Raw genomic sequence first — 21,182 nt, 5'->3', positions numbered from 1 at the left:
CCCCGACTTCCGAGCTAAACGGGAGGCGGGTGGTTGCAACCGCTCAAGAAGATACTGATCGCCGGCGGCGGGTCCGCCGGATGGATGACGGCGGCGCTGTGCTCGCGTCTCTTCCAGGGTCTCTACGAGATTGTCCTGATCGAGTCCGAGCAGATCGGCACGATCGGGGTGGGGGAGGCGACCATCCCCGCCATCAAGAAATTCAACGAACTGCTCGGCATCGAAGAAGACGATTTCCTGCGCAAGACGCAGGGCTCGTTCAAGCTGGGCATCGAGTTCCGCGACTGGTGGCGCAAGGGCGAAAGCTACATCCACGGCTTCGGCGTCATCGGCCAGGATCTGGGCTGGCTGCGCGCTCACCAGTACTGGCTGCGCATGCGCGAGCTGGGCCGCGCGGGTCCCTTCGACAACCTGGCGATCAACAACGCCATGGCGATGCAGGACAAGTTCATGCGGGCCCGGGCCGACATGGCGGACTCGCCGATCGGCCATATCGCCCACGCCTTCCATTTCGACGCCGGGCTCTACGCCAGGCATCTGTCGACCTACGCTCAGGCGCGCGGCGTCCAGCGGCGCGAGGGCAAGATCGTCGACGTGACGCTGCGGCCCGAGGACGGCTTCGTCCAGTCGGTCACCATGGACGACGGCGAGGTGATCGCCGCCGACTTCTTCGTCGACTGCTCGGGCTTCCGCGGGCTGATCATCGAGCAGGCGCTGAAGACCGGCTACGACGACTGGACCCACTGGTTGCCCTGCGACCGGGCCATCGCCGTGCCGTCCGAACGCTCGGAGCACTTCACGCCCTATACCCGCTCGACCGCGCATGACGCCGGCTGGCAATGGCGCATCCCGCTGCAGCACCGCACCGGCAATGGTCACGTCTATTCCAGCAAGTACATCGACGACGACGAGGCCGAGCGCGTCCTGCTGTCGAACCTGGACGGCGCCCAGCGCGCCGATCCGCTGCGTATTCGTTTCACCACGGGCAAGCGCAAGAAGATCTGGAACAAGAACTGCCTGGCCGTGGGCTTGGCCGCCGGCTTCATGGAGCCGCTGGAGTCGACCAGCCTGCACCTGATCCAGTCGTCGGTGATCCGCATGGTTCGCCTGCTGCCGGACGCCGGTTTCGACCAGGCCACGATCGACGAGTTCAACCGCCAGACCGACTTCGAATACGAGCGGGTCCGCGACTTCATCATCCTGCACTACAAGGCCACCCAGCGCGACGACACCGCCTTCTGGCGTTACTGCCGCGACATGGAGGTCCCCGCGACGCTGCGGCGGAAGATGGACCTGTTCAGCGCCAACGGCCGCGTGTTCCGCGAGGACGACGAGCTCTTCACCGAGGAGAGCTGGATCCAGGTGTTCCTGGGGCAGGGGATCATCCCGCGCGCATACGATCCGCTGGTCCGCGTCCATTCGGACGAGGCCATCGCCCGTCACCTCGAGAACATCGAAACGGTCATCGGCAAGTGCCTGAACCTGATGCCCAGCCACGCCGAGTTCGTGGCCCGCACCTGCCAGGCGCCGCCGCTGGCCACGCCACCGCTCGTTCCAACAGCCTAGAATGTTCACACGGAGTAACGCCATGACGACCGCCGCCCAGCCTTCGTCCGCCCAGTCCTTGTCAGGACTGCGGATCCTGTGCCGGACCACTGCCGCCGTGGCGTTGCTCGCCCTGACTCCGGTCTCGGGCGCCCTGGCCGAGACCATGCCGACCAAGGACAGCGCGCCGCTGGCCCCGCGCGCCAACGACCCGGCCTGGGCCCGCGCCGACGCCCTGGTCAAGCAGATGACCTTGGACGAGAAGATCACCTATCTGCACGGCCTGTTCCCGCCCAACACCAAGCCGGCCCCGGCCGACATGATCCCCTCCGCCGGCTACGTGCCGGGCGTGCCGCGCCTGAAGATTCCGACCCTGCGTGAGAGCGACGCCAGCCTGGGCGTGGCCAATCAGGTCGAGCAGCGCAAGGGCGACGTCGCCACGGCCCTGCCGTCGGGCCTGGCGCTGGCCTCCACCTTCGAGCCCAAGCTGGCCTATGCCGGCGGCGCGATGATCGGCGCCGAGGCTCGCGCCAAGACCTTCAACGTGCTGTTGGCCGGCGGCGTCAACCTGACCCGCGACCCGTGGGCGGGCCGAAACTTCGAATATCTGGGCGAGGACCCGTTGCTGGCCGGCGAGATGGCCGGCGAGCAGATCAAGGGCGTGCAGTCCAACCACATCGTCTCGACGATCAAGCACTTCGCCCTGAACGCCCAGGAGACCGGCCGCCACGTGATGGACGCCCAGATCGACGAGGCCGACCTGCGCGAGAGCGACCTGCTGGCCTTCCAGATCGCGATCGAGAAGAGCAACCCGGCCTCGGTCATGTGCGCCTACAACAAGGTCAATGGCGACTGGGCCTGCCAGAACGACTTCCTGCTGAACAAGGTGCTCAAGCGCGACTGGAACTATCCGGGCTTCGTGATGTCCGACTGGGGCGCGGTGCACAGCACGGTCAAGGCGGCGCTGGCCGGCCTCGACCAGCAGTCGGGCCAGGAGCTGGACACCCAGATCTTCTTCGGCGACGACCTGAAGGCCGCCATCACCAAGGGCGAGGTCAGCCAGGCCCGCGTCGACGACATGGTCCGCCGCATCCTGCACGGGGTGATCACCTCTGGGCTGATGGACAACCCGACGCCAACGACCGCCCAGCCGATCGACTACGACGCCCATGCCAAGGTCGCCCAGGCCGTGGCCGAGCGCGGGTCAGTACTCTTGAAGAACAATGGCGCCCTGCTGCCGCTGGCCAAGACCGCCAAGAAGATCGTGCTGATCGGCGCCCATGCCGATGTCGGCGTGATCTCGGGCGGCGGCTCGTCCCAGGTCCGTTCGGTCGGCGGCGCGCCGGTCGAGATCCCGCTGAACGGCGGCGAGGCCGCCTCGTTCGTCCGCGTCACCTGGCATGCGTCCTCGCCGCTGGAAGCGATCAAGGCCGCCGCGCCGGGCGCTGAAGTCGTCTATGTCGACGGCAAGGATCCGGCCGCCGCGGCCGCCGCCGCGAAGGACGCCGACGTCGCCATCGTCTTCGCCTGGCACTGGCAGACCGAAGCGCAGGACGCGCCCTCGATCGTCCTGCCCGAGAACCAGGACGCCCTGATCGCCGCCGTCGCCGCCGCCAACAAGAATTCGATCGTCGTGCTCGAGACGGGGGGGCCGGTGACCATGCCGTGGCTGGACCGCGTCGGCGCGGTGCTGCAGGCCTGGTATCCCGGCCAGCGCGGCGGCCAGGCCATCGCCCGCCTGCTGTTCGGCGAGGTCAATCCGTCGGGCCGCCTGGCCATGACCTTCCCGAAGACCGCCGACCAGGCGCCCCGCGCCAGCGCGCCGGGCTTCGAGGAGCAGGCCGCCATCGACGACGCCCGCCGCGCCGGCCAGAAGGCCGGTCCGATCAAGGGCTTCGTGGTGAAGTATCCGGAAGGCGCCGCCGTCGGCTATCGCTGGTACGCCCAGGAGAAGCGTCAGCCGCTGTATCCGTTCGGCTACGGCTTGTCGTACACGGCCTTCGCCTACAAGAACCTCAAGGTCGAGGACGCGGCGGGGCTGAAGGTCAGCTTCGACGTCACCAACACTGGCAAGGTCGCCGGCGCCGACACGCCGCAGCTGTACGTCACGGCCGGCAAGCGCAAGTCGATGGTCCGCCTGGCGGGCTTCGAGAAGGTCGACTTGGGCCCGGGCCAGACCAAGCGCGTGACCCTGACGGTCGAGCCGCGCCTGCTGGCGGACTACGATGTCGCCAAGCCCGGCTGGACCATCCCGGCAGGGACCTACCCGTTGTATGTCGGCGGCCACGCGGGCGACATGGCCCTGACCGGCACGGCCAACCTCAAGGCTTGGTCGCGGAAGCCGTGATGCGCGCTCTGTTCACCACCATCGCCGTCGCCACGCTCGTCGTCGCGGCTCCGGCCCTCGCGGCGCCCAAGCTCCGGAGCTGGGTGACCACGGGCGACAAGAGCCAGCTCATGGCCGCCCAGGCGCCTTCGGGCATGGTGGCGACCAGCGCGGTCGCCGGCCTGCCGGTCATCGCCGTCGACGCCAGGGAGCGCCACCAGTCGATCGTCGGCTTTGGCGGCGCGATCACCGACTCCTCGGCTTGGCTGATCCAGAACAAGCTGACCCCCGCCCAGCGTGACACGCTGCTGAAGGAGCTGTACGGCCGCGGGGAGGGCGGCCTGGGTTTCAGCTTCACCCGCGTCACCATCGGCGCCTCGGACTTCTCGCTGGACCACTACAGCCTGGACGACGCACCGGGTGGGGCGGCGGATCCGAAGCTGGAGCACTTCTCGCTGAAGCGGCCGCAGGAATATGTCTTCCCGACCGTCCGCGCGGCCCTGAAGATCAATCCCGACCTCAAGGTGATGGCCTCGCCGTGGAGCGCCCCGGCCTGGATGAAGACCAACGGCTCGCTGGTCCAGGGCCAGCTTAAGCCCGAGGCCTATCCGGTCTATGCAGACTTCTTCGCCCGCTACATCCGGGAAGCCCGGAAAGTCGGCGTGCCGACCGACTATCTGAGCATCCAGAACGAGCCGGACTTCGAGCCCGACAGCTATCCGGGCATGCGCTGGTCGGCCAAGGACCGCGCCAGGTTCTTCGGCGAGAACCTGGCCCAGGTCTTCAAGCGCGAGAAGATCACCACCAAGGTCCTCGACTGGGACCACAACTGGGATCAGCCGCGGCAGCCGACGACCGTGCTGGCAGACGCCAAGGCCCGGGCGTTCGTGGCGGGCGTGGCGTGGCACTGCTACGCCGGCGATGTCGCGGCCCAGCAGCCGGTGACCGACGCCAACCCGGACAAGGAAGTGTTCCTGACCGAGTGCTCGGGCGGGGAGTGGGCGCCGAAGTTCGACGACAGCTTCTCGTGGATGGTCGAGAACCTGATCATCGGCTCGGTTCGTGGCGGCTCGCGCGGCGTCTTGATGTGGAACCTGGCCCTGGACGAGAAGTTCGGCCCACACGCTGGCGGCTGCAATGACTGCCGGCCGTTCGTGACGATCGACAGCACGAGCGGCGCGATCACCCGCACCCAGGAATACTACGCCTTCGGTCACGCCAGCCGGTTCGTGAGGCCGGGCGCGGTGCGGATCGGTTCACCGGCCAAGGTCGGCGACCTGCGCACCGTGGCCTTCCAGAACCGCGACGGCGGCCGGGTGCTGATCGTGCTGAACGTCGGCGCTCAGCCGGCCGACTTCGCGATCACCGAGGGCAAGCAGACCTTCAAGGCGACCTTGCCGGCCCGAGCGGCCGGCACCTTCACCTGGTGAAGGCGCGCTGGGAGGCCCCTCAGGTCTCCCAGCCCCAGCCCAGCCGGCGGCTGATGGCGTGGGCGGCGTCGATGACGCCCTGGCTGGCCGCCTCCATCCGCTCTTCGTCCATATATTGCGGGATGCTGGACAGGCTCAGCGCCGCGACGATGGCGCCGCTCGCGTCGCGGATCGGCGCGGCGACGCAGCGGATGCAGTCGCCGGCCTCGTCGAAGTGGCGGCCCAGACCCTGGCTTTGCGCCGCGCGTTGGTCCTCACCCGGGAAATAGACCAACCAGGCCTCCTGCGTCGCGTCCAGCATCAAGGCGCGGCCCAGCGCCGTGTTGCTGACGCGGTTGCGGTCGCCGACCTGGTGGCGCACGGCCACCCGGCGGCGGCTGGGCGAACGGGCGATATAGACGACGTCGTCGCCATCGCGGATCGCCAGGTTGGTCGCGTCGTCCATCTCCTGGGCCAGGGCGTCCAGGAATGGCTGCGCGACGCTGGCCAGGCTGGTCGATTCCTGGGCCTGGAAGCCCAGGTTCATCAGTTTCGGACCCAGGCGATAACCCTTGCGCGGATCGTGGGTCAGCAGGCGACGGTCGACCAGGGCCGAGGCCAGACGATGGGCCGTGCTGCGGGTCAGGCCCAGCTTGTGCTCCAGTTCCGACAGGGCGACCGGACCGCCACGCGCGGCGTCCAGGATGTCGAGCGCGCGCAGCAGGGTCTGGCTGACCTTCTCGGTCTTGGCGGGGGCCTCGCTAGAGATGAACATGACGGGCCCACTCCGGACGCTGCTCGAGCTTGTAGGCCTTCTTAGGCAGGTTGTACGTCAGGTCGACGATGAGTTCCTCGGCTTCGACCAGGTCCATGCGGTGCTCGGCGACCATACGGGCCAGGAACGCGCTGTCGACGCGGCGGGCCACGTCGTGGCGGGCCGGGATCGACAGGAAGGCGCGGGTGTCGTCGTTGAAGCCGACGGTGTTGTAGAAGCCGGCGGTCTCGGTGACCTGCTCGCGGAAGCGCATCATGCCCTCGGGGCTGTCGTGGAACCACCAGGACGGACCCAGCTTCAGCACCGGATAATGGCCGGCCAGCGGGGCCAGCTCGCGGCTGTAGACGGTCTCGTCCAGGGTGAACAGGATCACCGACAGGCGCGGATCATTGCCCAGGCGGGTCAGCAGGGGTTTCAGCGCCGAGACGTACTCGGTGCGCATCGGGATGTCGGCGCCCTTGTCGCGACCGTGGGTCTGCAAGAGGCCGACATTGTGGTTGCGGTGCGAGCCGGGGTGGATCTGCATGACCAGGCCGTCGTCCAGGCTCATCTTGGCCATTTCGGTCAGCATCTGGGCGCGGAACAGCTCGGCCTTCTCAGGCGTGACGTCGCCCTTCACCAGGCTCTGGAACAGGGCCTGGGCCTCGACCTCAGACAGGTCGGCGGTGGCGGCGGTCGGGTGGCCGTGGTCCGAAGACGTCGCGCCGGCCTCGATGAAGGCCTGGCGGCGCAGACGGTGGGCTTCGAGGTAGGACTTCCAGCTGTAGACGTCCTGGCCGGACACCTCGGCGAAGCGTTCGAAGGCGCGCGGGCCGCGCTCGTCCTCGAAGTCGATGACGGCGTCAGGGCGATAGGCGGTGATCACGTGGCCGCCCCAGCCGCTTTCACGGATGGCCTGGTGGTGTTTGAGCACCTCGTGCGGCCCCTCGGTAGTGGCCAGGGTCTCGATGTTGAACCGGTCGAACAGGGCTCGCGGCCGGAACGCGTCGCTGGCCAGCGCCTCGTTGATGCGATCGAAATAGTCGTCGGCGTTCGCGGCTTCGAGGAATTCGGTGAAGCCGAACACCTTGGAGAACACGTGGTTCAGCCAGATCCACGACGGCGTGCCACGGAACAGGTGGAAGTTGCTGGCGAACAGCTTCCAGGCCGCGCGCGGATCGGTGTCGGGCACGCCGGCCTTGGAGCGCACCTTCAGCGCGTCCAGGCTGACGCCCTGGCTGTAGAGCATCCGGTACAGATAGTGGTCCGGGGCCAGCAGCAGGTCGGTGGCGTCCTGGAACGGCTCATTGGTCGCGAACCACGACGGATCGGTGTGGCCGTGCGGGCTGATGATCGGCAGGTCCTTGACCAGGCCGTACAGGCCCCGCGCGTACGAGCGCGTCGTCGCATCCGACGGAAACAGCCGATCTTCGTGGAAATTCAGAGGCCTGGGCATCACTCGTACTCGTAAAGGCGCGGTCGACGCTGGACGCCGATCGTCAGGAAAAGGCGGTGGAAGGCGAGTCCGATCAACCCACCTTTTGGGATGAAGTGACGCAACGTCACGGCGTGACCTCAACCCAGTCGAAATCGGCGTGGCCCTGCTTGGCCAATCCCCCTTCGGCATAAGCCGGGTCGCCATAGGTGAACAACGCCGGCCGGGCGCCCTTCCACCAGCTGAAGCGCAACGGCGCCGCCTCGCCCAGGTCGGTGAAGGTCTTGCCGCCGTCCAGGCTGTAGGCGTACCGCGCGGCCTGACCCTCGACAGCGACGCGCAGGTCGATCGTCCTGGCCTTGAGGCGCGGACCTGGGGTCTCGGTCCCGGCATAGGCCTGCACGACCTGCAACGCGCCCTGGCGACGCGCGACGCCGATCCAGCTGAGACCTTGGCCAAACATCGAGAGCCCCGCGCGCTGTCCTTCGGCAAGGCCGGCGGCATCCAGGCGCGTGGTGACGACGGCCTTCTCGCTTTGCAGGACCTGGGTCAGGGTGTTGCTGGCGCTGACCAGGTTCGGCGCGGGCGCGGCCGTCAGGCGCAGGAAGCCGGGGCGCTGAGTGAGGCTCCAGCGCTTGTCGTCGGGATTATGGTTCCACTCCCACTGAGGGCCGAGAGTCTTGGCCGCGAAGCCGTCCGAGGTCTGAGGGTTCACTGGCGGGAAACGACCGCCGACGTCGGGCATGGCATGCTCGAGCACCGGCCAACCGGCGGTTCCGACGCCGACCGGCAACGGCTGGCCGATGAACGGCCAGTCGTCCTTCCAGGTCACCGGCTGCAGGTGGACGATACGGCCATAGGCGCCGGCGCTGTTGAAGTGGATGAACCAGCCCTGGCCGGACGGGGTCTCGATCCAGCCGCCCTGGTGAGGACCCTTGAGCCCGTTGCCCGGAACCAGGACCGGGCGGTGCGCGTACGGGCCCCAGATGTCCTTGGCGCGCAGCACCGTCTGTGGCCCCGTCTCGACACCGCCGGTCGGGGCGAAGATGTAGTACCAGCCATCGCGCTTGTAGAGCTTGGGGCCTTCCAACACCGGCAGGGCCTTGGCGTCCTCGGCGATGACCGTCCCGGCGTCCAGCACCGACTTGCCGTCCGGCGCCATGCGATGCAGCACCAGCGGCCCCGCGCCGACCTTGCCGTGGACCAGATAGGCCTGACCGTCGTCATCCCAGAATGGGCAGGGGTCTTCGTAGCCGGGCCCGGCGACCACCGTCACTGGGGCGGTCCAGGGCCCCTCGGGCTTGTCCGCCGTCGACATGAAGATCCCCTCATAGGGGGTGGCGAAATAGACATAGAAGCGGCCGTCGTGATGGCGGATCGACGGCGCCCAGACGCCGCCGGCGTAACGCTGGCCGACGGTGCGCTGGTCGCGCGGCATGCGGGCGCCCGCGTCGTCGGTCGGAACCGGGCCGGGCAGGTCGTATTCCGGCGCGAACGGCAGGCGTGGCAGCACGTGGCCCAGGATCGTCCAGTGGACCAGGTCCTTGGACTTCAGCACCGGCAGGCCGGGCGAGAAATGGAAGGTCGAGGCGACCATGTAATAGCTGTCCCCGACACGGATCACGTCGGGGTCGGAATAGTCCGCGTGCAGGATCGGGTTGCGATAGGTCGCAGGCGCCTGGGCGCTGGCCACGATGGGCATAAGCGCCAGGGCGATGGCGGCGAGCAGGGCCGAAGATGATCTTCTTCGCATCACGAACTCCAGACTAGACGAAGATCCGGGCGCGCGTGGGGCAAGGGAGGTCTGCGCCACGCGCGCCGGCGCCAGGCAAGGGCGGCGGGGCATGTCGACCGATACGCGTCGAAACCCCGCACAAGCATAAGCGCCCTCATCCGACGATCCCCGAGCCTGTTTATCGAGATCGATAAACAGGCTCAGATTCAAACATTTAGAGCGCGTTTTAAGGGCGAAACCGCTCACACTTTCGCCCAACGCGCTCTTAGAACTTCAGTCGGCCACCCAGGAACATGGTCGCTCCCAGGACGTCATAGGTCGCCGCATAGGTGTTGGCCCCGGGCGAGGCGCTGCCGACGATCGGCGGATCGCGATCGAAGATGTTCTGCGCGCCGCCGTAAATCTGCACGCCGTCCTTCAGGTCGTAGCTGAACGACAGGTCGAAGTAGTTCTGGGCCGGCAGTTTGGGGTTGGTCAGGGTGGCCAGGTCCGGAACCGTGTTGCCCAGGCGCTTGGGCAGCAGGTACTTGTCGGTCGTCACCGATCCGATGAAGCGGTGCTTGACGCTGAGGCTGAGCGGGCCGTTGCGCCAGGTGATCCGCGTGCCGCCCTTCCATTCCGGGATGGGCTGGCCGCAGGCCGTGCCGAACGCGCCGACGCAGTAGTTCTTGATGTTCGGGAAGGCCTGGACGGGCGTGGAGGTGAACTCGTCGGTCCAGGTCCAGCTGGTGGCGATATCGAAGCTGCTGTCATCCGCCAGCAGGCCGAAGTTCGCCGTGAAGCGATAGTTGGCCGCGAAGTCTACGCCGGCCGTCTTCAGGCCGCCGGTATTGGCGTTGGTCACCGTCGCATAGTAGGGCGGGGCGATCTCGCCGGTGACCGGGTTGCGCTTGATGGCTTGGCAGAACTCGCTGCTGGCGCTCTGCACGATGTAGTAGCAGAGGTTCAGGGTGTTGTTCAGGCCGCCGCCCAGCTGCGAGATGGCGCCCGTCAGGTCGATGTTGAAATAGTCGACGCTGACCGCCAGGCCGGGCAGGGCGCGCGGCGTCAGCACCACGCCGAACGTATAGGTGTCCGACTCCTCGATGCCGACGTTCGGGTTGCCGCCCGACAGGTTGCCGATGATGGTGTTGGACTGCACCCCGGCCGAGAAGACTTGCGCGGCCGGCACGCCGGTAGCCTCGCAGACCGCGCGGACGGCGGCGGTCTGTTGCGCCGTCGGCGCGCGGCTGGAGCACGGGTCGGTGGCCGCGTCGAAGCTCTGGGCAAGGCCGCCATACAGTTCGCCAACATTGGGCGCGCGGATGGCGTGCTGGAACTGGCCGCGGAAGTTCAGGTCCGAGCTCACCGCCCAGGCGCCGCCGACCGAATAGGTCCAGACCCCGCCGACGCCCTTCAGATTGTAGTCCGAATAACGAAAGGCGCCGTTGGCGGTCAGGTTCTTGATCAGCGGCAGGTCGGCCAGGATCGGCGCGCGGATTTCACCGTACACTTCCTTGACGATGGTGCTGCCGCCGGTGGGCAGGCCGGGGTTGAAGCCGACCACGTCGCCGGAGCGCAGGAACTCGTCGGGGATGTACTTGGCCGAGGCGTAGCGCCACTCGACACCCGTCGAGAAGTCGACCGGGCCGGCGGGCAGGCTAAAGGCCTCGCCCGACAGGTTGGCGGCGGCGACCTGCTGCTTGGCCTCGGTGATGTTGGTGGCCCCGATGGCGATGGCCTGGACGCCGGCGGCCGAGATGTTCGGGCCAAAGACGTTCAGCACCGGCGCCGCGCCGCCGACCGACAGCAGGCCGGCCGCGAACCGGCTACGCGAGACGTTGCCGTCCTGGTGGTCGGTCTCCTGGGTGCGGGCGTAGGTGTAGTAGGCGTCGTAGCGCAGGTCGCGCAGGAAGCTCTCCGATAGGTCGCCCAGGTCGCCTCGGAAGCCGGCGGCCATGCGAAAGACGTTGCGCTCGGCGTTGTTGCGACGCAGGCCGACCTCACGCAGGCGGCGACCGACATTGATCACCGCCAAGCCATCGCCGGCCACCGTGGTGCGGGTGGCCGTGCCGGTCGTCACCGTCGTCGTGCCCACCTCCTTCAGGTCCAACTGGCGCAGGACCTCCTGCATGGGCGCTGAGAGGTAGGGGTTGTTGGTGTTGAACAGGAACGGCCCGTTGATGTTGGTCGGGGCCAGCTGCATGTCGACGATATTGTTGCTGTAGTGCGCCTCGACGTAGCCCGTGACCTTGCTGTTGAAATCGTAGTGGCCCATCGCGTTCAGCATCCAGCGCTTCTGCGGGATGATGAGGTAGTTGTCGGGACCCAGGTTGAAGTCGTCCTGCGGGGTGAGGGCGGGGCGGGCCGTGGTCCCGGAGTCGTTGAAGGTGAAGCCGCGCGCGCCCATCCCGCCCAGGCCGGCGGCGATCAAGGCCGCGTCCAGCGCCGGGTTCGAGGTCGACGAGCCGACTAGCGGCACGCCGGTGAAGCGGCCGTTGGGGATGTCGCCGCTGCCGCCCGCGATCAGGCCCTGGCGACCGCCGGCCTGGACGCAGGTCTGGCCCGCCGGCGGGCTGAACGGCGTTCCGGCCTTGCTCTTGCTGAACGAGGCGGCGGTGACGCAGCCATCCGACAGAGAGTCATAGGCCCAGTCGCCGCGCATGCCGCGCGAGACGGCGCCGCGGTCCAGATAGTTCAACGACAACACCGCGTTGCCACGGCCCTCGGCGAAGTTGCCGCCGACGGTCAGGTCGATGTTGTGGGTCGGCGTCGTGGTGTGGCTGTCCCAGCTTTCCTGCAGGTTCAGCTCCACGCCCTGGAAGTCCTGTCGCAGGACGAAGTTGACCACGCCGGTGATGGCGTCAGAGCCATAGACCGCCGACGAGCCGCCGGTCACCACCTCGGTTTGTCGGATCAGCGAGGCCGGAATAGTGTTGATGTCGGTCGTCTGGTCGGCGCCGGCGATGGCGAAGCGCCGGCCGTTGACCAGCACCAGGTTCCGCTGCGCGCCGAAGCCTCGCAGGTTCAGGGTCGCCGTACCGCCGGGGACGGTGTTGGCCGTCGGACCGTTGTTCTGCGAGCCCAGGAACTGGGGCGCGTTGTTCAGGACCTGCTCGACGTTGACGGCGCCGGACTGCTTGAACTCCTCGGAGTCGACGACGGACACCGGGGTCGGGGCGGAAAAGCCCCGCGAGGCCAAGCGCGAGCCGGTGACCACGATCGTTTCCACCTCGGCGTTATCATCCGTCGTGGGGGTGGTTTGTGCGCTTGCCAGCGCTGGCATAAGCAAATAGGCGGCCAATACCATGGATGATGCGGCGCTGAGATAGTGTTTGCTGTTCATTTGAATTCCCTCCTGCGACGGCTCTTTGCGGCCGCCCTTTGCTGATCCGCCGGCGTTAGGCCGGTCAGAACGTCTGTGTGACCGTCGTGTCGAAGCGTTTGTCCTCCAGCCAACGACCGCCAAAGCTGCGGAAGCCCGTGACCTGATCCAGGGCGAAGTTCGGACCCTTGCTGTCCCCTTGGGGAAGGCGCAGGCGGAAAAGGTCGATGTCGGTCACGTCCCGCATCCAGAAAGCCGGGCGCGCGTCGGGCGCTTCCACGGCGATCTCGACATTGCTCATCTCGATGTTGCGGGCGTGGCGGATGAAGAAGCCGTTGGCCGGCAGGTCGCCGAACATGTCCGGATCCGGATAGGCCTTGTCGGCCTCGGGCGGGTCGCGCTTGGCCAGCTCGGCCGAGCCGCCGCCCTGCTGATGGAAATAGACGTCGCTGATCTTGACGTCCTCGATCGGATGGCCGGCCACCCCGGCGATGATCGAGGGCCAGGGCTTGGCGCCGTGGCTGACGATATTCTGGATCGTAATGCGCCGCAGCTTGCCGACCTCCGCGCCGGCCGGACCGCGCATGCGGCTGCCCAGCCGCAGGAACAGGGGCGGGAAACGCAGGCCGCGCATGGTGATGTTGCTGATAGCGATGTCCTCGGTCAGGGCGCCGTCCATCGTCTCCAGCGCCAGGCCGTAGCAGTTGTCGAACACGCAGTTGGTGATCGTGACGTTCTTGAACCCGCCGTTGGACTCCGTGCCCAGCTTGATGCGGCCATAGCCGTTGTGGGTCGGTGGCATCCGCTTCCACCTGCCGTCGATCACCGAGCCCATCTCGAAGTCGCCGGTCAGGAAGCAGTCCGAGATGGTCAGGTTCTCGGTCGGCCGGGCATAGCCCAGCGCGAACGAGCTCTTCGGGCAGATCCCGTCGTCCCAGGGCGAGTTGATCGTGCAGCCCGTGACCCGCACGTTGCGGCAGCAGTCGATGTCCAGGCCGTCGCGGTTGGTGTCGATGACCAGGTTGTCGATGGTCATGTTATCGACGCCGGTGGCCAGCAGGGCGAACCAGCCGCCCCGCAGCACCTTGAAGTCGCGCAGCAGCACGTTGCGGCAGTTCTTCAGCGCGATGGCCTTGTCGCCGACGCCCGGACCGCTGACATCGGGCGGATCGGTCTCGAAGCGATGGCCGCGGCTGAGGCCCTTACCCCAGATCAGGCCCTGGCCGACGATCGCGACGTCGTGCAGGCCTTCGCCATAGATCAGGCTGTTGGCCCAGTGGCTGTGGCCATAGTCCTGGAACCTGTTGGTCGCCGCGCCTTCGTCCGGGCTGTCGTAGCCGGGGCCGCCGGGCGGCGTGTCCGCGGCCAGCAGCACCGCGCCGACGTCCAGCAGCAGCGTGACCTTGCTTTTCAGGCGTATCGTGTAACTGGCATAGGTCCCGGGCGGGAAATAGACCGTGCCGCCGCCATGCCTGGCCGCCGCGTCGATAGCCTTGTTGATCGCCGCCGTGTCGATCCTCGCCCCGTCGCCGACAGCGCCAAAGTCGCGAATATTGAACCAGTGGTCGGTCGGAGAGGTGGGTTTCGACGGCGCGGCCCGCGCCAGGTTCGGCGGCGTCATGGCGCCTGCCCCAACCAGTCCCGCCAGCACCATTCCTCTGCGGTCGAGTCTCATCTGCGCTTCCCCCGAAACCGTCTAACGCGGTTCGTTGAGCGCAGGAGAGCGCGGCGTCCTGGGTTGAGTCAATAAAAATGGTACCGGTAGCATTAAAAATGCCAGCGCTGGCGCCGCCGATGCTAACGCTAGCACTCAGACAAATACCGTTATATGCCACATCGTGGGAACAAGGAGACTCTCGTGGGGGTAGGGGCGTTTGGCGCGGCATTGTCCGTGACGATCGACGACGTGGCCATCGCGGCCGGCGTCTCGATCCGGACCGTCTCCCGCGTGCTCAACGAGTCGCCCAATGTCGGCGCCGAGACCCGCAAGATGGTGCTCGAGACCATCGAGCGCCTGGGCTACGCTCCCAGCACGCGGGCGCGGGCGCTGGCGTCCGGGCGCTCGTTCCTGATCGCCATGGTGCAGGACGACCCCAACGCCCACGTGATCGGCGCGCTGCAGCGGGGCATCGTCGAGGCCTGTTCCTCGCACGGCTACGAGTTGGTCGTACGCCCGGTGCGCTTCGGCGCTCCGGATGTCGCCGCGGATGTCGAGAACTTCGTGCGCCGCTCGCGGGTGGACGGGCTGATCGTCCTGCCGCCGGCCTCCGAGATCGCCGCGATCCCCGAGCGTCTGACGCGCCTGGGCGTACCGTCCGTTGGCATCGCTTCGGTGTTGGTGCCCGAATATCCCTGCATGCTGGTCAGCAACGAACGGGGCGCGACCCGGGCGCTTGGACAGCACTTGCTGGCCCAGGGCCACAAGCGCATCGCCATGATCGAAGGGCCGCCGCATTTCCGCTCGGCCCAGGAGCGCAAGGCCGGTTTCCTTGAGGGCATCGGCGGCTCCATGCCCCAGCCCTATCTGCGCAAGGGCGACTACGGTTTCGAGAGCGGCCTGGAAGCCGCCCAGGCGCTGCTGTCGCTGGATCAGCCGCCGACGGCGATCTTCGCCAGCAACGACATCATGGCCGCCGCCGTCGTCAAGACGGCCCGGGAGCGCGGCGTCGCCATTCCCGACCAGCTGTCGGTGGCCGGGTTCGACGACAGCGACATCGCGTCGATCATCACGCCGGCGCTGACCACGATCCGGCGTCCGCTGGTCGACATGGCCCAGGCCGCCACGGAGCGTCTGCTGGAGATGATCAACGGCGGCCGCCGCGGCTGGCCGCGGGATCCGATCGATCTGACGCTGATGCACCGACAGTCGGTCGGCCCCGCGAACGCCTAGATGGTTAGCCGACGTTTGGCGTAGTCCAGCCGCCCGGCGCCTCTGCCCAGGGCGTCGAGAACGCCGGTCGGAGCTTCGCGCGCGCCGGCGCCGTGGTCGCGCCAGCATATGATCGTTCTAGAAACGATGATTTCACCGAGTGTGAGGATCGTCACAGTCCGACCCGCACCTTGGTCCTAGACGATACCGGTCTGCTTCTCGTGGGAGTTGGCCGGTGGGGACAGTGGAGAGCCCGTACGGTGGCCTCGAGCCAATGACGGAGAGCCCTCCACGGGGGCGAACGGCGAGCGCACCGGGAACGGTCGCTCGCCGTTTCCTTGTTCGGGGCCTAGCGGAGCAGGGCGGCCGGATCGGCCCAGCGATACCGCACCGTGTCGACCTCGCGCCCGCCCGGGACGACTTCGGCATAACGCGCGACCTCGACGCCGCCCTTGCGGACATAGAAGTCCAGCGCGGCCGCGTTCGGCGCATAGACCTCCAGATGCAGCGGCGCGCCGCCGTGGTCCTCGATCAGCCAGCGCGCGGTCTCGGCGAGCAGGGCGCTGCCCAGGCCGCCGCCTTTGCGCTCGGGCGCGACGTGCAGGTTGTCGAGCAGGCAGCCGACTTCGGGGTTCAGTCGGAACGAGGCATAGGCCAGACCCACCGGCACTTCGCCGCCCATCGCCGCCAGGATCAGGTCGGTCGCCGGATCGAACGCCTCGAACCGCGCCCGCCAAGTCGCCCGCGAGACGTCGAACAGCTCGTGCTCCAGGAAGGCGTCGCCATAGAGGCCGCGATAGGCGATCTGGCGGCTGCGGGTGTGCAGATCGGCGATCGCATCCGCGTCGTTCCGGGACATTTCCAAAGCTTGGCCCAAAACATGACCGAGTCGTGCGATGCGCGGATCCATGCACATATGGAAGCGTTTCGCGGTGCGAAGACAACCCACCTCGATCGTCCGGTTCCGGCCCAAGTCGCGGGTTTGCGGCGCGGATGTTCTAAATCTGGTCAAGGCTGGCGGACGGACAACGTTGTCATTGGAATTATTTGCCGAATTCTCTTGTCGAGCCATGGAACGCGAAGCGCCAGTGGACGCGTTCTTGGCCGAGGTGCTACTGAAACGCCCGGATATTGCACTGCGGGATCACGACGAAGCAGTGCTGTTCCAGGGTGAGACGACCTCCAAAGAGAGGCGCGGCCTTCTTCACTATCGCAGGGTGAGAACAAATGCCGGTTGAGACGTTGACCAAGGCCCGTTGGGTGTATGCTTTCGGTGGAGGCGGCGCGGACGGCGACGCTTCGATGAAGAACCTGCTCGGGGGCAAGGGGGCCAATCTCGCGGAGATGTCGTCCCTGGGCCTGCCGGTGCCGCCGGGGTTCACGATCACGACCGAGGCCTGCGTCCACTACTATTCCAATGGCAAGCAATACCCGGCCGAGCTGACCGATCAGGTCAAGGCGGGCCTCGCCAAGATCGAAGAGATCACCGGCAAGAACTTCGGCGACGTCGCCAACCCGCTGCTGGTCTCGGTGCGGTCGGGCGCCAGGGCCTCGATGCCGGGCATGATGGATACGGTGCTGAACCTGGGCCTGAACGACGAGACCGTCGAAGGTCTGGCCAAGTTGTCGGGCGACCGCCGCTTCGCCTATGACAGCTACCGCCGCTTCATCCAGATGTACTCGAACGTCGTGCTCAACCTCGAGCACCACATGTTCGAGGAGATCCTGGACGACCACAAGGACCGCCTGGACGTCCACGTCGACACCGGCCTGACGGCGGACGATTGGGCCGACGTGATCAAGGACTACAAGGCCGCTGTCCGCGACCAGTTGGGCAAGCCGTTCCCGCAGGACGCCCAGGAACAGCTGTGGGGCGCCGTCGGCGCCGTGTTCGCCAGCTGGATGAACGACCGCGCCAAGTTCTATCGCCGCATGCACGACATCCCCGAGAGCTGGGGCACGGCCGTGAACATCCAGTCGATGGTGTTCGGCAACATGGGCGACACCTCGGCGACGGGCGTGGCCTTCACCCGCAACCCGTCGAATGGCGACAACCGCCTGTACGGCGAGTTCCTGATCAACGCCCAAGGCGAGGACGTGGTGGCGGGCATCCGCACGCCGCAGTCGCTGACCAAGGCCGCCCGCGAAGAAATGGGCGATGTCGCTCCCTCGATGGAAGAGGCGATGCCGGAGGTGTTCGCCCAGTTCAAGTCGGTGGTGGAGACGCTGGAGCGTCACTACCGCGACATGCAGGACATCGAGTTCACCGTCGAGCGCGGCGTGCTTTACATGCTGCAGACCCGCAACGGCAAGCGCACCGCCAAGGCCGCGCTGAAGACGGCGGTCGACATGGCCGCCGAGGGCGTGATCAGCAAGGAAGAGGCCATCGGTCGCGTCGAACCGGCCTCGCTGGACCAACTGCTGCACCCGACCATCGACCCTACGGCGCACCGCGACGTGATCGCCGTCGGCCTGCCGGCTTCGCCCGGCGCGGCGACCGGCAAGATCGTTTTCGACAGTGACGCCGCCGAAAAGGCCGCCGCCAACGGCGAGGCCGTGATCCTGGTCCGCGAGGAGACCTCGCCGGAAGATATCCACGGCATGCACGCCGCCCGCGGCATCATCACGGCCCGAGGCGGCATGACCAGCCACGCCGCCGTCGTGGCGCGCGGCATGGGCCGGGCTTGCGTCTCGGGGGCGGGCGACGTGTCGATCTTCCCCAAGGAGGGCCTGTTCCGCGTGCGTGGTCGCGAGTTCAAGCTGGGCGAGACCATCACCATCGACGGCTCGACCGGCGAGATCCTGGCGGGCTCCCCCAAGATGATCGAGCCTGAGCTGACCGGCGATTTCGCCACCTTGATGGGCTGGGCCGACGAGGTCCGCCGCCTGAAGGTGCGAGCCAACGCCGAGACACCTCTGGACGCCAAGACCGCCCGCCAATTCGGCGCGGAAGGCATCGGCCTGTGCCGCACCGAGCACATGTTCTTCGACGACACCCGGATCGCCGCCGTGCGCGAAATGATCCTGGCCGACGACGAGAAGGGGCGCCGCACGGCGCTGGCCAAGATCGCGCCGTTCCAGAAGGCCGACTTCGTCGAGCTGTTCACGATCATGGAAGGCCTGCCGGTCACGATCCGCCTGCTGGATCCGCCGCTGCACGAGTTCCTGCCGCACACCGAGGAAGACGTCCAAGCCGTGGCGACCGCCACCGGTCTCGACGCCGCCAAGCTGCTGCGCCGCGCCAAGGAGCTGCACGAGACCAACCCGATGCTGGGCCATCGCGGCTGCCGCCTGGGCGTCTCGTATCCCGAGATCTATGAGATGCAGGTGCGCGCCATCCTGGAAGCGGCCTGCGAAATCGCCAAGTCGGGCAAGGCCGCGCCCGTTCCCGAGATCATGCACCCTCTGGTCGCCAAGGGCGAGGAGATGAAGTACCTGCGCGACCTGACCGACCGCGTCGCCAAGGCGGTGCTGGAAGAGCAGGGCATCGACCTGAAGTACACCGTCGGCACCATGATCGAACTGCCCCGCGCGGCTCTGCGCGCAGCCGACCTGGCCGCCAACGCCGAGTTCTTCAGCTTCGGCACCAACGACCTGACCCAGACGACGTTCGGTATCAGCCGCGACGACGCCGGCAAGTTCCTGGGCGCCTATATCGACAAGGGCATCTTCGAAAAGGACCCCTTCGTCAGCCTCGACCAGGAAGGCGTCGGTGACCTGATCCGCTTGGCCGCCGAGCGCGGTCGCGCGGCGCGTCCGGACGTCAAGCTGGGCATCTGCGGCGAACACGGCGGCGACCCGGCCTCGATCGCCTTCTGCGAGAAGGTCGGCCTCGACTACGTGTCGTGCTCACCCTACCGCGTGCCGATCGCGCGTCTGGCGGCGGCCCAGGCGGCGCTGGCCGCCAAGGGCTAACCTTCGAGGGCCTCGGACTGGACAGTCCGGGGCCCTTTCCCTATCCGAGGTCTCGTACTTCGGGGGACCTTCATGGCCTATCTGCGCTGGCGCCGGTTCACGGAGCTGATGTCCCTGGACCGCCCGTGGCTGGGCGAGCTGTTCATGCGCAAGCGCGGCAAGCCGATCGTCGCCGCGCCCGTCGAGAAGTGGGACGCCGAGTACCTGGACGGCGTCTACGACCGTCTGGCCCGTTCAGAGCAGCGCCATCATCACCGCCTGCTGGCCGCCATGATCGCAGACCGCTGGCCCAATCCGCGCGTGCTGGAGATCGGGGCGGGCGAGGGCGTGTTTTACGAGGCTCTGCGCGCCCACCGGCCGGCGCGCTATGTCGGCGTCGACTTCTCCAAACCCGCCGTCGAGCGCGGAGAGATGCGCCTCACGCCCGAGATCGCCATCGGCGAGGTCAAGATGCTGCTGGGCGACGGCCGCACCTTCCAGACCGACGAGACCTTCGACATCGTGATCTTCTCGGAATGCATCGAGCATCTGGGCGAGGTTGAGGGTCTGGTGGCCCACTACGCGTCCAACCTGAAGCCCGGCGGTGCGGTTGGCCTGACCATGTGGCTAGCGCTCAAGCCGCTGCGCCTGTGGCATCGCCTAAAGGTCATGGGCGAGGTGCTGGACGAGGCGGTGATCAACACCCCCTGGGGCGGCGGGTGGCTGGTCGCCGTGGTGCGCCTCAAGGCCGGCTGACGCTCTGGATTATCCAATTCGACATTTTGGCTAGACCAATTTCGGGCGCGCGTTATATCGGGAGCAGAGACTTTCAGGGAGTAAGCACGATGCTGGCGATCCTGGCCTTGGCCGCGGGTGTGACGTCCAAGCCGTTGACGCTTGCTGTCGCCATCGGCCTGGCCAAGTTCCCACAATTCCAATGAGCAGAGCGTCCCCGATGATGAAGACCCTGGTCCTCGCTTCCGTCCTGGCCCTGTCGATGGGCGCGGCTCAAGCACAAGAACACGGCCCCGCCACGTCGCTGCCCAAGCCCGACGCCGAGGGTCAGAAACCCCGCGCGGCCGTCACCCTGGCCCCGTACCGCTTCAACGACATCCTGTGGGAGAACGACCGCACGGCCCACCGGATCTACAGCCGCGACCTGGAGAAGGCCGAGCCGCCATCGACCTCGGGCATCGACGCCTGGGGCAAGAGCGAGCGCTGGCCCTATATGGACCGCCAGCTGCGCACCGGCGACCAACACGCCAACCATGGCGAAGGCCTCGATTTCTACGACGTCGGCACGGGCCGAGGCGCGGGCGGGCTGGGCGTATGGGCCGACAACAAGCTTTGGACCTCGCGCAACTGGTCCGACTGGAAGGTGACCAAGAACGGGCCGGACGTGGCTTCGTTCAGCGTCGACTACGCGCCTTGGCCCGTGGACGTGGATCGCAAAGTCTGGGAGACGCGGACCTTCACCCTGCCGCTGGGCAGCAACTTCACGCGGATGGTCTCGACCATCAGCTCGGACAAGCCGGGCCCGCTGGTGGTCGGCATCGGCATCTCCAAGCGCAAACGCGCCAGCGGCGCGGGCGTGTTCAAGAAGGATCTGGCCCCGGGCCGAGTGACGTTCTGGGAACCGGCCGATCCGGAGAAGGGCTCGATGGCCATCGCCCTGATGGTCGATCCCGCTTCGGTCGTCGAGGTGCGCCAGGACTTCGAAAACTACCTCGTTCTGATCAAGGTCGAGGCTGGCAAGCCGTTCGTCTACTACATGGGCGCGGCCTGGGATAAGGGCCTGGACTTCCATACCGCCGCCGCGTGGGACGCCTACGTCACCGCCCAGAAGCCGGACTTCGATCCCAAGCACTAGCACAAACGAAAACCGCCCCGAGGCCTGGGAGGGAAAAGCCT

14 protein-coding genes are annotated in these 21,182 nt (G+C 67.2%); 8 read left to right on the top strand and 6 right to left on the bottom strand.

What is annotated here, in order from left to right; genetic code table 11:
- Positions 1 to 33 precede the first annotated feature (33 nt).
- Genes ACW173_RS19150 through ACW173_RS19140 form a run of 3 tightly spaced genes read left to right on the top strand, consistent with a single transcriptional unit; the run spans position 34 to position 5,301 of the window.
- A complete protein-coding gene (locus tag ACW173_RS19150; protein ID WP_492081676.1) occupies positions 34 to 1,566 on the top strand; it encodes a tryptophan halogenase family protein in 1,533 nt (510 codons plus the stop codon).
- 22 nt (positions 1,567 to 1,588) lie between these two features.
- Positions 1,589 to 3,892: a beta-glucosidase gene (locus tag ACW173_RS19145; protein WP_492081675.1), complete on the top strand. Its 2,304-nt coding sequence runs from the start codon at positions 1,589 to 1,591 to the stop codon at positions 3,890 to 3,892.
- Positions 3,892 to 5,301: a glycoside hydrolase family 30 protein gene (locus ACW173_RS19140; RefSeq protein WP_492081674.1), complete on the top strand. Its 1,410-nt coding sequence runs from the start codon at positions 3,892 to 3,894 to the stop codon at positions 5,299 to 5,301. Before ACW173_RS19145 ends, ACW173_RS19140 begins: the two co-directional genes overlap by 1 nt.
- A gap of 19 nt (positions 5,302 to 5,320) precedes the next feature.
- Here ACW173_RS19140 and ACW173_RS19135 read toward each other — a convergent pair whose 3' ends face one another.
- The 5 genes from ACW173_RS19135 to ACW173_RS19115 all read right to left on the bottom strand — a co-directional run bounded on the left by ACW173_RS19135 (position 5,321) and on the right by ACW173_RS19115 (position 14,183).
- Entirely contained in the window at positions 5,321 to 6,055 is a 735-nt protein-coding gene (locus ACW173_RS19135) for an IclR family transcriptional regulator (protein WP_492081673.1), read from the bottom strand.
- Complete coding sequence (gene uxaC / locus ACW173_RS19130) at positions 6,042 to 7,490, bottom strand: glucuronate isomerase (protein ID WP_492081672.1); 1,449 nt, start codon at positions 7,488 to 7,490, stop codon at positions 6,042 to 6,044. Before uxaC ends, ACW173_RS19135 begins: the two co-directional genes overlap by 14 nt.
- A gap of 106 nt (positions 7,491 to 7,596) precedes the next feature.
- Positions 7,597 to 9,222 (bottom strand): glycoside hydrolase family 43 protein, encoded by a 1,626-nt coding sequence (locus ACW173_RS19125; protein WP_492081671.1) that lies wholly within the window; start codon positions 9,220 to 9,222, stop codon positions 7,597 to 7,599.
- Between the two features lie 247 nt (positions 9,223 to 9,469).
- A complete protein-coding gene (locus ACW173_RS19120; RefSeq protein WP_492081670.1) occupies positions 9,470 to 12,415 on the bottom strand; it encodes a TonB-dependent receptor domain-containing protein in 2,946 nt (981 codons plus the stop codon).
- A gap of 178 nt (positions 12,416 to 12,593) precedes the next feature.
- A complete protein-coding gene (locus ACW173_RS19115; protein ID WP_492081669.1) occupies positions 12,594 to 14,183 on the bottom strand; it encodes a rhamnogalacturonidase in 1,590 nt (529 codons plus the stop codon).
- 216 nt (positions 14,184 to 14,399) lie between these two features.
- On the opposite strand from ACW173_RS19115, the gene ACW173_RS19110 reads away from it, so the two are divergent.
- A complete protein-coding gene (locus ACW173_RS19110) occupies positions 14,400 to 15,398 on the top strand; it encodes a LacI family DNA-binding transcriptional regulator (RefSeq protein ID WP_492081668.1) in 999 nt (332 codons plus the stop codon).
- A gap of 328 nt (positions 15,399 to 15,726) precedes the next feature.
- On the opposite strand, the gene ACW173_RS19105 is transcribed toward ACW173_RS19110, so the two are convergent.
- Positions 15,727 to 16,236: a GNAT family N-acetyltransferase gene (locus tag ACW173_RS19105; RefSeq protein ID WP_492081667.1), complete on the bottom strand. Its 510-nt coding sequence runs from the start codon at positions 16,234 to 16,236 to the stop codon at positions 15,727 to 15,729.
- Between the two features lie 37 nt (positions 16,237 to 16,273).
- Here ACW173_RS19105 and ACW173_RS19100 point away from each other — a divergent pair, with 37 nt between their 5' ends.
- The 4 genes from ACW173_RS19100 (at position 16,274) to ACW173_RS19085 (ending at position 21,141) form a co-directional block, all read left to right on the top strand.
- On the top strand, positions 16,274 to 16,615 hold the full coding sequence (locus tag ACW173_RS19100) for a hypothetical protein (protein WP_492081666.1): 342 nt from the start codon (positions 16,274 to 16,276) through the stop codon (positions 16,613 to 16,615).
- Complete coding sequence (ppdK, locus tag ACW173_RS19095) at positions 16,605 to 19,292, top strand: pyruvate, phosphate dikinase (RefSeq protein ID WP_492081665.1); 2,688 nt, start codon at positions 16,605 to 16,607, stop codon at positions 19,290 to 19,292. Before ACW173_RS19100 ends, ppdK begins: the two co-directional genes overlap by 11 nt.
- A gap of 72 nt (positions 19,293 to 19,364) precedes the next feature.
- Positions 19,365 to 20,027 carry a class I SAM-dependent methyltransferase gene (locus ACW173_RS19090; protein WP_492081664.1) on the top strand — a complete coding sequence of 221 codons (663 nt, stop codon included), beginning with the start codon at positions 19,365 to 19,367 and terminating at the stop codon, positions 20,025 to 20,027.
- 199 nt (positions 20,028 to 20,226) lie between these two features.
- The gene (locus ACW173_RS19085; protein WP_492081663.1) at positions 20,227 to 21,141 is read left to right on the top strand and encodes a DUF4861 family protein; all 915 of its coding nucleotides are present in this window, start codon (positions 20,227 to 20,229) and stop codon (positions 21,139 to 21,141) included.
- Positions 21,142 to 21,182: the final 41 nt, after the last annotated feature.

It is taken from the genome of Caulobacter sp. ALps2 (assembly GCF_058681635.1).
Note: the sequence above shows the minus strand (reverse complement) of the source record. Positions and strands in the feature narration are given on the sequence as shown.

Bases quoted from the DNA above. Each gene is read 5' to 3' on its own strand.
- ACW173_RS19140 (WP_492081674.1), top strand. From the start codon at position 3,892: ATGCGCGCTCTGTTCACCACCATCGCCGTCGCCACGCTCGTCGTCGCG.
- ACW173_RS19105 (WP_492081667.1), bottom strand. From the start codon at position 16,236: ATGTCCCGGAACGACGCGGATGCGATCGCCGATCTGCACACCCGCAGC.
- ACW173_RS19085 (WP_492081663.1), top strand. From the start codon at position 20,227: ATGATGAAGACCCTGGTCCTCGCTTCCGTCCTGGCCCTGTCGATGGGC.
- ACW173_RS19100 (WP_492081666.1), top strand. From the start codon at position 16,274: ATGCGCGGATCCATGCACATATGGAAGCGTTTCGCGGTGCGAAGACAA.
- ACW173_RS19135 (WP_492081673.1), bottom strand. From the start codon at position 6,055: ATGTTCATCTCTAGCGAGGCCCCCGCCAAGACCGAGAAGGTCAGCCAG.
- ppdK (WP_492081665.1), top strand. From the start codon at position 16,605: ATGCCGGTTGAGACGTTGACCAAGGCCCGTTGGGTGTATGCTTTCGGT.
- ACW173_RS19115 (WP_492081669.1), bottom strand. From the start codon at position 14,183: ATGAGACTCGACCGCAGAGGAATGGTGCTGGCGGGACTGGTTGGGGCA.
- ACW173_RS19090 (WP_492081664.1), top strand. From the start codon at position 19,365: ATGGCCTATCTGCGCTGGCGCCGGTTCACGGAGCTGATGTCCCTGGAC.
- uxaC (WP_492081672.1), bottom strand. From the start codon at position 7,490: ATGCCCAGGCCTCTGAATTTCCACGAAGATCGGCTGTTTCCGTCGGAT.
- ACW173_RS19125 (WP_492081671.1), bottom strand. From the start codon at position 9,222: ATGCGAAGAAGATCATCTTCGGCCCTGCTCGCCGCCATCGCCCTGGCG.
- ACW173_RS19145 (WP_492081675.1), top strand. From the start codon at position 1,589: ATGACGACCGCCGCCCAGCCTTCGTCCGCCCAGTCCTTGTCAGGACTG.